Origin of the sequence: Actinoplanes regularis (assembly GCF_900188005.1) — a bacterium.
Classification (GTDB): domain Bacteria; phylum Actinomycetota; class Actinomycetes; order Mycobacteriales; family Micromonosporaceae; genus Actinoplanes; species Actinoplanes regularis.
Genome location: NZ_FZNR01000016.1, coordinates 179,183 through 191,467 on the forward strand (window position 1 = coordinate 179,183; position 12,285 = coordinate 191,467).

At 69.1% G+C, this 12,285-nt stretch carries 14 protein-coding genes; 13 read left to right on the forward strand and 1 reads right to left on the reverse strand.

Annotated features, from left to right (window positions below):
- Nucleotide 1 precedes the first annotated feature (1 nt).
- From CHC09_RS32565 to CHC09_RS32615, 12 genes are all read left to right on the forward strand, one after another.
- The gene (locus tag CHC09_RS32565) at nt 2–694 is read left to right on the forward strand and encodes a hypothetical protein (protein WP_089297084.1); all 693 of its coding nucleotides are present in this window, start codon (nt 2–4) and stop codon (nt 692–694) included.
- Between the two features lie 6 nt (nt 695–700).
- The gene (locus tag CHC09_RS32570; RefSeq protein WP_089297085.1) at nt 701–2,017 is read left to right on the forward strand and encodes a TadA family conjugal transfer-associated ATPase; all 1,317 of its coding nucleotides are present in this window, start codon (nt 701–703) and stop codon (nt 2,015–2,017) included.
- A gap of 146 nt (nt 2,018–2,163) precedes the next feature.
- Entirely contained in the window at nt 2,164–2,844 is a 681-nt protein-coding gene (locus CHC09_RS32575) for a type II secretion system F family protein (RefSeq protein WP_179277371.1), read from the forward strand.
- The gene (locus CHC09_RS32580) at nt 2,841–3,749 is read left to right on the forward strand and encodes a type II secretion system F family protein (RefSeq protein ID WP_089297087.1); all 909 of its coding nucleotides are present in this window, start codon (nt 2,841–2,843) and stop codon (nt 3,747–3,749) included. Before CHC09_RS32575 ends, CHC09_RS32580 begins: the two co-directional genes overlap by 4 nt.
- Nucleotides 3,750–3,805: 56 nt before the next feature.
- Complete coding sequence (locus CHC09_RS32585) at nt 3,806–4,000, forward strand: hypothetical protein (RefSeq protein WP_089297088.1); 195 nt, start codon at nt 3,806–3,808, stop codon at nt 3,998–4,000.
- Nucleotides 3,997–4,389, forward strand: coding sequence for a TadE/TadG family type IV pilus assembly protein (locus CHC09_RS32590; protein ID WP_089297089.1), 393 nt, complete (start codon nt 3,997–3,999; stop codon nt 4,387–4,389). Before CHC09_RS32585 ends, CHC09_RS32590 begins: the two co-directional genes overlap by 4 nt.
- Nucleotides 4,390–4,442: 53 nt before the next feature.
- Nucleotides 4,443–4,883, forward strand: a complete 441-nt coding sequence (locus tag CHC09_RS32595) for a pilus assembly protein (RefSeq protein ID WP_143232721.1) — start codon at nt 4,443–4,445, stop codon at nt 4,881–4,883.
- Between the two features lie 158 nt (nt 4,884–5,041).
- The gene (locus tag CHC09_RS46675) at nt 5,042–5,194 is read left to right on the forward strand and encodes a hypothetical protein (protein WP_179277372.1); all 153 of its coding nucleotides are present in this window, start codon (nt 5,042–5,044) and stop codon (nt 5,192–5,194) included.
- Between the two features lie 92 nt (nt 5,195–5,286).
- Complete coding sequence (locus tag CHC09_RS32600; RefSeq protein WP_089297091.1) at nt 5,287–5,697, forward strand: pilus assembly protein TadG-related protein; 411 nt, start codon at nt 5,287–5,289, stop codon at nt 5,695–5,697.
- A gap of 18 nt (nt 5,698–5,715) precedes the next feature.
- A complete protein-coding gene (locus CHC09_RS32605; RefSeq protein WP_089297092.1) occupies nt 5,716–8,349 on the forward strand; it encodes an AfsR/SARP family transcriptional regulator in 2,634 nt (877 codons plus the stop codon).
- A gap of 209 nt (nt 8,350–8,558) precedes the next feature.
- On the forward strand, nt 8,559–9,056 hold the full coding sequence (locus CHC09_RS32610) for a hypothetical protein (RefSeq protein WP_089297093.1): 498 nt from the start codon (nt 8,559–8,561) through the stop codon (nt 9,054–9,056).
- 31 nt (nt 9,057–9,087) lie between these two features.
- Complete coding sequence (locus CHC09_RS32615) at nt 9,088–10,476, forward strand: hypothetical protein (RefSeq protein ID WP_089297094.1); 1,389 nt, start codon at nt 9,088–9,090, stop codon at nt 10,474–10,476.
- A 322-nt stretch (nt 10,477–10,798) separates the two neighbouring features.
- Here the strand turns inward: CHC09_RS32615 and CHC09_RS45590 are convergent, their stop codons facing one another.
- Nucleotides 10,799–11,134 (reverse strand): hypothetical protein, encoded by a 336-nt coding sequence (locus CHC09_RS45590; protein ID WP_179277373.1) that lies wholly within the window; start codon nt 11,132–11,134, stop codon nt 10,799–10,801.
- A gap of 523 nt (nt 11,135–11,657) precedes the next feature.
- Here CHC09_RS45590 and CHC09_RS32625 point away from each other — a divergent pair.
- Nucleotides 11,658–12,032, forward strand: a complete 375-nt coding sequence (locus CHC09_RS32625) for a hypothetical protein (protein WP_089297096.1) — start codon at nt 11,658–11,660, stop codon at nt 12,030–12,032.
- Nucleotides 12,033–12,285 lie beyond the last annotated feature (253 nt).

Below are 12,285 nucleotides of genomic sequence, written 5' to 3' on the forward strand. Positions count from 1 at the left end.
GATGCTGGTCGCCGTCACCTCCGTCAAATCCGGCGGGGCCACCACCTTCGCCGCCGCGCTCACGGCCGCTTGGCCGGAAGAGTCCGCGCTGCTGATCGAGGCCGACCCGGCCGGCGGGGACCTTGGTGGCTGGCACGGCCTGCCCGACAACCCCGGTCTGGCTTCATTGGCCAACGCATGCCGCAGCGGGCACGTCGACCCTGCGGAGCACACCACCCGGCTGCCCTTCGGGATCGACGTCGTCCTGGCCGCTGCCGGACGGCCGCAGGCCAGCGCAGCGATCGGGCTGCTGGCGGACATTGAACCCGCGCGTTGGGCCAAAGAACGTCCGGCCGTACTCGATCTCGGCCGTCTGGAACCCGGCTCTCCGGCGCTGCCGTTGCTGGAGATTGCGGATGCGGTGCTCGTCGTAGCCGGCGGCGATGCTCTGTCGCTGCTGCGCCTATCGCTGGCCGAGATCCCCAGCGACCGGGCGCGCCTGGTCACCGTCGGCCCTCTCGGCTACTCCTACGAGGACCTCGCCAATACCGTCCACGTGCCGCTGATCGCGCAGATGCCGTGGGACCGGCACAGCGCCGAGATCATCGCGGGCAAGCGCCGGATCGGCCGGGCGTGGAACCGCCTCGGCCTGCCCGCAACCGCGCGCTCCCTGGCCGCATCCCTTAACCGCAACGGCAACTCCCGTGTGAGGTGAGCACCGATGACCAGCCCTCAATCTGAGGCCGATTTCGTCGCCGAACTGCGCGCCCAAGTGAATCAGGCGCTGGGCGCCCACGCCGGAGGCGGTCTGCTGCCCGCGACCGAACGGCGCGTCCTCGCCGAGCGATACACAGCCGAAGCCCTTGACGCCCTGGCCCGGCAGGCCCTCGACGCGGGGCATGCCCCGCTGTCCGCCGAGGCCGAAGCCCGGGTGGCCCGAGCGGTCATCGATCACATCGTTGGTGCGGGCGGCCTGCAACAGCTGCTGAGCAATTCCGAGATCGAAAACATCCACGCCAACGGCGCCGACGAGGTCTTCATCCGCTACGTCGGCGGCAAGACGGAGGTCGGCCCACCGATCGCCGAATCCGATGAGGCCATGATCGAGATGATCCGGGCGCTAGCCGCCGAGGCGGCGCTGGGTGACGACCTGTCCGGCCGAGGCGAGGAACGGACCTTCGACCGCACCAACCCGGTACTCGACATGCGGCTACGTGACGGGGAAAGGCTGTGCGCGACGATGTCGGTGTCGAGCCGACCGGCGCTGGCGATCCGCCGTCCCACGATGTTCAACGCCGACCTCGACGACCTGATGCACAGGGACATGCTCGACGAGCCGCTGTGCCGGATCATCCAGGCCGCGATGCGCGCCAAGCTCAACATCATCTTCGCGGGCGGCACCAACACCGGCAAGACGACCTTCGCCAGGGCAGCCGCCCGCGCCATTCCCGCGCATGAGCGGCTGGTCACCATCGAGGATCAGTACGAACTGGAGCTCAAAGACCCGGTATCGCACCCGAACGTCGTGATGTTCCAGGCACGGCGACCGAATCTGGAAGGCGTCGGTGCCGTCCCGATGACGGCGCTGGTGCACACCGCGCTGCGACTCGACCCGGATCGGGTGATCGTCGGTGAGACCCGCGGCGACGAAGTGATCGACCTGCTCAAAGCCATGAGTCAGGGCAACGACGGCTCCTTCGCCACCATCCACGCGTCCTCCAGCTCGCAGGTGTTCACGCGAATGAAGCTGTACGCCAAGCAGTCGCCCGAGAAGCTGGACTTCGATGCGAGCGCGATGCTGATCGCCGAAGCGCTGGATCTGGTCGTGCACCTGGACTGGACACCAAAGAAGACCCGGGTCGTGTCCAGCGTTCGCGAGGTCGTCGGCTTCGACGACGGCGACGTGCTCTCCAACGAGGTGTGGCGGCCCGGCCATGAACGGCGAGCAGTGGCGAACACACCGATGCGCACCGAAACCCTGGATCGTCTGGAAGCCACCGGGCTCGACCCGCACATCATCGACCGGATCGGGTGGTAACGGTGACCGCGCTCTCCGCCCTGCTCGGAGCCGGAGTCGGCTTGGGCTTCTTGGCCATGTTCGCCGGACTTCGCCGACCGGCCGCCAGTGACCGGCGCCGTACCTCCGGCATCCGGTTCACCCGTGAGCACCTCGTCCGCCTCGCCGTGGCCCTGGCCGTGGCCGCACTGGCGGGGCTGCTGACCCGCTGGCCGGTCGGTGCGATCCTCGCCGGGGTCGGCGCTTACGCGCTGCCGATCGCGCTCGGCACGAATAAGAAGGCGGCCCGCGACCTCGCGCGCACCGAGGCCGTGGCCGTGTGGACCGAGATGCTGCGTGACAACCTTTCCGGCGCGTCCGGACTCGAACAGTCCATCCTCGTCACCGCCCCGCACGCGCCGGCCGCTATCAAGACCGAGATCGACGACCTCGCCGCTGCCGTGCGCCTCGGCCACCGGCTGCCGATCGCGCTGGCAGAGCTACGTGCCCGATTGCACGACCGGACCGGTCGTCTGGTGGTGCGGGCGCTGATCCAAGCCTCTACCCGCCAGTCCCGGCAACTCGCTGAGCTGTTGTCCGAGCTGGCCAGCCGGGCACGCGCCCGCGCGACTCTGCGCCTGAAGATCGAACCCGGGCACGCGAAGATCCGCACAAACGCCCGAGTGATCACCGCTTTTACGGTCGTCATGGCGGTCGGGCTGATCGTGTTCAACCCCACCTTCCTGGTCCCGTACCGCAGCCTCGCCGGTCAGCTCACCCTGGTGGTCGTCGGTGCCATGTTCGCGATCGGGTTCTTGGGGATCGCCCGCCTCGCCCGCATCGGCGTGACTGAGGGAGCCCGGTCGTGATCGCCGCAACCGTGCTGGGCGCGGGGGTCGGGCTCGGCCTGGCGATGCTCGCCGCGTATGCATTCCCGGCCCGACCTACCCTGGCGCAGGCGTTCGCCGCGTTGCATCCCCGCACTACGGGGATGACCGTCTACGCGCGGCCGTTCATCGCTCCGGAGGACTCCCGGCAGTTGGCGCTGTTGGGACGTCCATTCGCACCGCTGCTGGAACGACTCGGTCTGCCCCGCGCCAAGGTCCGCGCCGACTTGGGGATCTGCGGCCGAGACCCCCGCCGGCACCTGGCCGAGCAGGCGGCGATGGCGCTACTGGGCTTCCTGCTGCCGCCAGCGTTCGTCGCTCTGGTAACCCTCGGCGGCACACCGATCGGATGGCAGCTCCCGGTGTGGGCCGCGCTGGTCCTCGGCGCGCTCGGCGCGTTCGTGCCGGACCTGGCCGTGGCATCCGAAGCCGTCAAACGCCGGGCCGAACTGAACGAGGCCGTCTCGGAAATGCTCGACCTGGTCGTGATCTCCCTCGCCGGTGGCGCGGGCGTGGAGCAGGCGCTGCGCGATGCCACGGACGAGGCTGACGGGTGGGCGCAAACCGCCCTGAGGCAGGCCGTCGAAGCAGCCCACCTGCGACGGGTGCCGCCGTGGCAAACCCTTGGTGCACTGGGTGAGACTGCGGGACTGACCGCCCTGGCGGAGCTGTCGGCAGCGCTGGCGATGGCGGGCAGCGAGGGAGCCCGGATCAAGTCGACCCTGTCCGCGCGGTCGTCGGCGCTGATGACCCACCAACTCGCCGAGGCCGAGGCCACCGCCGCGTCGGCCACCGAACGGATGGTGCTCCCTCTGGTCTGCCTGCTCGGCGGCTTCATGATCTTCCTGATCTTCCCCGCGTTCGCGACGATCCTCGGCGCGTTTTAGAACCCTCTCCGGTTCGGAACCCACCGGGCCGGTCCACCTCACGGGAGGCATCCACCATGTTGAACTACTTGGCCGCGTATGCCACGGCGTACGCACAGCAGATCCGGGAGCGATCCCGTCGGGAGCACGTCAACGGCGGCTATTCCACCGAGATGATCGCCGTGACAGCCTTCATCGTCGCGCTCGCCCTCGCGGCGCTGGCGATCCTCGGGCCGAAAGTCTTGGCGAAGATCAACGGCGTCACGCTGTGACTTCTCGGGCGTCACGCCGCCAGCGCGACAGAGGGGCGGCCAGCGTCGAGCTGCTACTGGCCCTCCCTCTGCTCGGCCTGCTGCTGATGGCCGCCGTCCAGTTCGCGCTCTGGCAGCACGCCAGCCACATGGCACAAGCCGCCGCTAACGAAGGCATGCAGATCGCACGGGCCTACAACAGCAGCGCCGCCGCCGGAAGGTCCGACACCGAGGCACTGCTGCGAGACCTCTCCGGCGGCGCATTGTCCGGAACAACGGTCAGCGCAAGCCGCAGCGCCACCGCCGCCACGATCACCATCACCGGCCACGCCCCGGCCGTCATCCCCGGTCTGACCTTTCCGATCCGGGTCACCGTCACCGCGCCGGTCGAGCGGATCCCGCCGAGCTAGCACCAGTTCACGATTTCTGAGCCTGATCAGCTTGGAACCGAAGAGAGGTGGCCGTGAGAAGCGACTCCTGTTTGCTTCGTCGCCGGTACCCGGCCGGCGACCGTGGCTCGATCATCAGCGAATTCACTGTGTTCGTCGTGCCGTTCCTCATCCTCATGGCGATGTTCATCGTGTTCTGCGGCCGGGCCGCCTCCGTATCGATCGACGCCCACGCAGTCGCCGCCGCTGCCGCCCGCGCCGCCGCCGATGCACCGACGCCGGGAGCAGCACGCACGGCCGCGACCAGAGCCGCCGCTGCGATGGCCTCCGGCAGCCGGTTCACCTGCACCGCGACGACCGACACAGGCCAGTTCAGACGCGGCGGCTCCGTCACCGTCCGCGCAGCCTGCGTCCTGCCGATGGCGGAACTCGGGATTCCCAGCATCGGCGGGACCAAGACCGCCCACGCCACGGCGACCGAACCCATCGACATCTACCGAGCGATCAACCAATGACGGACGCAGACCCGCCCATTACGTCCGGCCCGGACGGCATCGGGGCCGCCCTGGACGCGCCAGTGGGCCGGGTTCATCGTGGGCCTCGTCGCCCACGCCCACGACCCCACTGAGGAGGTGACCAATGCCGCGCGCTGCTAGCCAACGATCGCGAGGAAATGCGCTACGCCTGGGAGTTCGCCCGGGCGATGATGGCGACCCCGCCTTCAGCCACCATCCCGTCCATGATCTTGGCATTCGTCGTCGCGACAGGGCTGGCCACCGCGTGGGCCATCTGGGCGGGGCCGGAGCTCAGCTCCTGGCTGCTCTAGCCACCCGGCGGCGAGCGCTGACCGCGACGCCCGAAGCCCAAGCCAGCACCGGTGACACGGCCCATCTCTCCTCGTCAGCACCCACCACCCGCATGCCGCACCGTCGTACCCACGCTGCCGACAGGGGCACGGTCACCGCGTTCACCGTCGTGTGGCTGGCCGCCGCGTTGGCCTTGTCCGGGCTCGTGCTGGACGCCGGACTCGCCGTGTCGACCAAGGTCAACGCCAGGGCAGTCGCCAACGCTGCCGCCCGCGCCGGGGCACGCGAACTCGACCTGGCCGCTCTGCGGATCAGCGGCATCATCCGCATCGATCCGACCAAGGCCCGCACGGCGGCAGCGGGCTGGATCGCTCGTGCCGGACTACCCGGCACCGTAACGGTCACCGCAGACACGGTGACGGTCAGCGTGACCACCTCCCAGCCAACGCAACTGCTCGATCTGATCGGCATCCGCATCATCCCGGTCCACGCCACGGCGACCGCCACGGCGATCACTCCGTAAACCTCGAAGGAGGCCCCGATGCTGTCCTGGCTCGGCCGCGCGGCCATCCGCATCAGCGCAGGCAGCCTCCTGATCACGGCGGTCGCCGGAATCCCCGCCTGGCTCGCGATCGCTGTGGGCTGGCCGCTACCCCGTAGCGTCCCAAGCCAAGACAGCCTCACCGCTGCCCTCACCAGCGGAGTCACCGACCGCATGGTGGTCAACCTGCTGGCCATCGCGATCTGGCTGGTCTGGGCAGCGTTCGCCCAGGCCGTCTACGCCGAGCTACGCGACACCATCCGAGGCGTGAAAGACCTGCACCTTCGCCCACACCGCAACCCCCTGCGGAACACGGCATCGATCCTGGTCAGCTCCATGCTGCTCGGCACCGTCCTCACCGCGACGGCAGCCGCCGCCAGCCCACACGCCGCCTCCGGAGCCGCCATCCCACCGCGGGTCCTGCCCACCGCCGCTCTGGCCACGGTCAGCGAAGGACCCGCCACCATCCACGTCGGTGACGAGACGTATGTGTATGTCGTCAAGCGCGCCGACAGCTTGTCCAAGATCTCCGCTGCCTGGCTGGGCGATGCCGATCGTTGGCCGGAGATCTGTCAGATGAACAAGCACCGGCACTTCTCCCAGGTCGGCGGCACACTGCGTGACTGCAACCTGATCTTTCCAGGCTGGGATCTCCGGTTGCCCGCCGACGCCAAACCGCCCGCCAGAGTCAAGCCCGCCCAGACCCATCAACCAGCAGGCCCACCACCAGTCGCCCCCACCAAGACGGCGACCCCGCCAGGATCCAGCACACCATCACCGCCACAGGCAGCGAGCAGCGCACCCGCCACGTCGAACTCGACCGCCAGCGCCACGACCACTGCTCCGGCCACCTCGTCGAGAACGAATGCGACCGCTGCGGCCCCGGCCGCGTCGTCAGCCGACAGCCCGGGACCGGCTGCGTCCAGCGACGAGCACGGCGTGCGACTCTCGCCGTCGAGCTGGGTCTCGTGGACGCTGGCCGCCGCGATCAGCGCCGCTGCGCTCCTGGTCTGGCAGCAGCGCCGCCGTCGGTTCACCGGGGAATCCGACGACGATCCCCCGACCGAGCTTCCGCCGCCGGTGGCCACCCTGCGCCGCGCGGTGGACCGCAGACCCGAACTGGCGCACCACGACAGCGAGTCGGAGCCGCCGGGGCTGCCCGAGCTCGCACCCCTGCCGCCAGGAGGAACCGGTCTGACCGGCGACGGCGCAACCGGGGCCGCCCGCGCCGCGCTCGTGGCCGTGCTCGCCTCCGGCGGCCCGCACCACCCCGACACCCGTGCCGAGGTCATCACCGACGCCACCACCCTGGCGACCCTGCTCGGCCCCGATTTCGTCACCCTCGGCCCGTGGCCGCGCCTACATGTCACCGACAGCATCGACGACGCCCTCACCGCCGCCGAAGCCCGGTTGCTGCACCGCAGCCGCATCCTGGACGAACACACCCTCACCGATCTCGGCGAACTGCGTAAGACAGCGCCCGACGAGGAAGCTCTCCCGCCGGTCATGCTCATCGCCGAGACTCCGCCCGCCGGCGCCCGCATGCGCGCCAAGGTCGCTCTGGCGCTGGGCGAAGGACTGCACGTGTCCGCGCTGCTGCTCGGCGAATGGGCTCACGGCGCCACGGTCGAGGTCGCCCTCAACGGATACACCAAGCTCGTCGCCGGTCAGGCCATCGAGCCGGTGCCGCCCCGGCTGCCCGTTCTCGAGCCAGCTGCGGCGATTCAGGTCCTGACCACGCTGCGCGAGTCCCAGACCGGTGAGCCGCCCGCCATCACCTCACCGGCGCTCCCGGTCACCGTCGTGCCCTTGCACGCCAGCCGTACGGAGAACAAGCCGACCGACACGACGCCACCCACCGTTCTCGCCGCCGGACAAGCCTCCCCAGGAGGCCGGGCGAGGCTACGGGTCCTCGGCCAGCCCCGCATCGAAGACATCACCGCGGAAGGCCGGCCACTGCGAGCCAAGGCGCTCGAACTGGCGGTGTATCTCGCCGTCCATCCCGATGGAGCCGCCACCCGCGAAATCGGCGAATACCTCGAACCCGATGCGCGGGTCAGCCAGGCCGACCAGCGTGTGCACACCAACGCCTCGAACCTGCGCCACGTCCTCGGCCGCGCCGGCACCGCTGTGACCAAGAACGCCTACGTCATCAAGTCCGCCGGACGGTACCGGCTCGATCCCGCAACCGTGGACATCGACGTCTGGACCTTGCGGGACCTGATGCGCAAGGCCACTATCGCCACCGAGCCGCGCCGCCGCGAACTGCTCACCGCCGCCTGCGACCTGTGCGCCGCTCCGCTCGCCGAGGGCCAGGACTACGAGTGGATCCAGCCGCACCGCGAGACAGTGCGCCGCTGGAGCACCGAAGCCCACCTGATGCTCGCCGACGACCTGCTCGACAGCGACCCGCAGGCCGCATCCGACCTACTCGACAGGGCAATCGGCCTGGACCGCTACAGCGAGGCCCTCTACGTCAAGGCGATGCACGCCCGCCATGCCCTGGCCGATGCCGCCGGGATCCGGACCCTGCTCCGCGCTGTCACCAAGGCCCTCGCCGACCTGGACGCCGAACCCCGCGAAGACACGATCGAACTGGCCAACAAGCTGCGCACCAGCCTGGACAATAAATGATCCAAACCCTCGTTCGCCGCTGCCCTCGGCTACTGCCCGCGCTCGCGATCACGCCTCTAACGCGCTGGGCCATCGCCGTACACAGCGTGCACGACGACGACCCTTGGCGGGCCACCTGCGCCTGCGGCCACGCGCTGTGGCCCAACGCCACCAGACCCAGCGGCCGATGTTCCGGATGCGGTCAGCGCATCGGGGCACCTCCGTACTCGGTGGAAGCCACTGCCGGACTCGCGGCCATCGCGCTCGCACTGACCGGCCCGAGCGGATGGGCGCTCGCCGCGTATGCCTGGTGGACCGCCACCATGATCGTGCTTGCCTTCGTGGACCTGGCGGTCATGCTGCTGCCGCTGCGAATCTCCATCGCCTCGGCTGCCGGAGTCCTGATCCTGCTCGCCGCCGCCGCTGACTGGCACGCCTGGCGACGTGCCGCCACCGCCGCCATCGTTCTCGCTGTGCTGCTTGCCATCCTGGCCGTCGCCGCGCACGGACAGCTCGGCTGGGGTGACGTCGGCTTCGTGGTGCCGTTCGCCGCTGCCCTCGGGTGGGAAAGCTGGTGGTCCGTTTACACCGGGGTGCTCCTGGGCTTCGGCTCCGCCGCCCTGTTCGCGATCGCGCGACGCAAGATGCGCCGCCTTCCCCCTGGCTCGACTCTGCCTCTCGGTCCTTTCCTGATCGCCTCCGCCATGACCGTCCTGGTATGGCCGTGACCAGCGCACATCGGCAGAACCGGAACCGACTGTGAACCTCGACGACCTCCGCGCGGTTTACCACGAGAACCACACGCTCGTGGTCAGCGCCGTTCTCTTGACCTTGCTCGGCCTCGTGCTGTACGTCATACGCCGGCTGAACGAGCACCGGCTGACGCTGCTCGTCGCGAACATCCTGACCGTCATTGCCGCGGCCCTGGCAACGATGGTCTCCGCGTCGGGCATGTGGAAGTTCTTCACCGACATCCTCGGCCCGTCGCCCCTGCGAATCGCGTTCTTCGGCTTCATCGAGGTCGCGCTGTTCACGTCCGCGCTGCTTGCACGGGCGCGGCTGTTGCGGGATCCGGAGAAGGGCACCACCGGTGTCGACGGCGTCGCGGTCTGGGTCCTCGCCGCGCTGACCGCCTGCCTGTCGGCCCTCGACGCCAGCAGCTTCCGCGAACTGTGCCTGCGCCTGGCGGCACCGCCGGTCGCTGCGTGGATGTGGGAGCGTGCCCTCGCTGCCGAGCGCAGTGTCCGGATCGGCAGCACGAGGTCCCGCATCCATTGGACCTTCACCGTCGAGCGGGTCCTCGTGTGGTTGCGGCTGGCCGAGGCTCAGGGGCGCGACGTCTCCGAGGTCGATCGTGCCCGCCGCCGCGCCAAGTTCGGGCGTGCCCGGCTACGCCTCTACCTGCTAGAGAACAAGCGGGCCGCTACCTGGCGAATCCGTCGAGCCCACAACCGGGTCATCCGCCACGCGATGCATGCCGCCGAACACAGCGGCCTCGCGGACTTCCCGAGCGCCATCGACGAACGCGAAGCCGTGCAGGCATACATGGCCACCCTGTACGGCGTCGTTGACGCCACCTCCCCGGAAGCCGTCGCCCGCTTCAGCGCTTGGCGGCTGGACACCGACGCCCCACCGGCGCCGCGCTACCTCGGCCGGGCCGGCGCTGCCGAGGACGGCCGGTCCCGCCAGGACGGGACACCGACGGCCGAGCCCGCGCCGCAGTCACTCCCGGTTGGCACGATCGATCTTGCTCCGGCGGCCGAGTTCCAGGGCAGGACTTCTTCGCCTGGCAACGAGTTCGCCCCCGCCCCGGAAGCAGCTCCCGAAAGACCCCAATCCCGCAACGGATCACCATTGGCCGCTGGAGCAGCCGACGTGAACGGTCGCTCGGCATCATGGGGGTCCACGCCGGAGGAAACCGACGGCACGCCCGGCGAGAACGGCGATGAGGAAGCCGACCGATCCGCTGTCGCCGCAATGCGCCGGTTCTGGGACAACGAGACCGTCCACGGCCGTGTCCCCACCGGGGCCGAACTGTCCCGGGCCGCCGGAGTGCCGCCCAGCACCGGCCTTGGACGGCGCAAACGCCGCGAGTGGGAGACAGAACTCCCAGACCACATGAAGATCACAGCACCGGCCGGTCGCTGAAGCATCCTGGCCTGGTGCCCTGCCATGCGGCGAGGGACCAGGCCAGGAGTTGGCGGCTTCATCCGCTATTGATTCGCCCTGGCGAAGGCCAAAGAGGCTTCGTCATCGCAACCTATGTAAGAGCACACCGGGACCTGGCCGCGCCCCCGATGGCCGCATTCGGTGCATGCGTAGTCGTCGGTCGCGTTGTGCTGAATTGCGGGGCCTTCGATGCCGGGGCACTCCTCGCGCCAGGTGCCGACGATCCTGTGCTTTGCGTGCGGCGTCGTGTCCGTGCACACGGGAGTTGGGAACACGATCTCGTCGTCATGGCCTTCAACCCCTATCGATTTTCTGCGACATTGGCCGCGATAGCTCGGACACCAGCCATCAGGTGCCAAGCGGTCACGAGGTGGCGGCGAGCGTCGCCCGCGAGATCTGTCGCGCGTTCCAATGCCTCTCCGGTCCCGGGCTCCTCGTGGTCGGCGGGTGGCGCCGCTTCCCGGAGCAGAAGCTCGGTCAGTTCACTCATGGCGGTCGCGGTATTGATCATGGCCTCAATCACGGACGGGCCTGGGTTGACGAGCATCGGATGGCAGCGCCCTACGGCATCGCGGACGGTGCTGAGCGCATCTATCAGCGGTAGCGGATCTTGAGAACGCGGACGGGTCATGATCATCCCCCTAGCGGTCATGATCGGTTCGTGCCGGACAGGCGCGATTCCCGCCACATCCGCGCGCCGGGTCAAGCCCGCCCTGACGGCGGGGCGTCACACCCGGCCCCTACCGGGGGCACACGGTGGCGAAATTCGGGACCCTGTCCGCGCGGAATGACCCGCGCGCATTATCTGCGGCAGCAGAGTAATGCCGCTGGATGGAAATCCGGCGCTTGCGGAGTGCATTGACTGGCGTCGTCGCTCCTGTCCGGTTCTGGCGCAGACCCGTCCCCCGTTTGGAAGTGAGGTCGGCTGGGCTGGGGAGGCGAAGGTGTTGATTACCGCCTACCGTCAGCCGCGTGAGCAGAAATCGCGAGTGGTGGAGCGGCAATCGTGCCTGGTAAAGACGGGACCAACACCCCAACGCCCAGCCCGCGGACCCGACGGACCGCGCTGATTGTCGGCGCCGGTGCCGTCGCGGTTGCCGCGCTCGGCATCCCCGCTGGCCCGTGCCCAGTGGGATAGGTCCGGTCCGAGCGTCGCGTTCGTGGGCAGCCGCTGGCGTCTCACCGCCGTGACCGACGATCGGGGCACCACCGAGATCCCTTCGTCCGTCGACGCGTGGCTCGACCTGACCGCCGATGGCGAGCTCCTCGCATCCGACGACGTAAACGTAACCAACGGGCACATCACCACCACCAGCATCGGGTTCGACGTCGCCGAGCCGATCACCATCCCCGCGGGGTACGCAGGGAGCGACCCCGTCAAACTGGCCGCCATCACCGGTATCGACGCGATGACCATGGCCGCGGGCGGGCAGGCTGCGCACGTCACCGTCCTGTCAGCGGACCGCGAACACCTGATTGTTCAGACCAACGGGGTGCGGCTCACCTTCGTCCGTTACGGGCCGGCCGGCAAGTAGAACACGCCGATAGTCGGGCCCTTCCGTACATGCTCCGGAGCCGAGGAGGCAGGATCTCTGGAGTCGTCGACGTGGAGCACTCCAAGGAACCATAAGACGGCATGCACCGTTCGCTCTCGCGAGGAATCATGAAACCGTTTGAGGCGCACTGCGTCTTGAGAGGCCGGTTTGTGAGTTTCTGGTAGTTCGTCATCGCTCGATGGCGTGGTGTTCCGGCTGGTCATGAGGCTTGCCAGTACCCGGCGACGTAGGG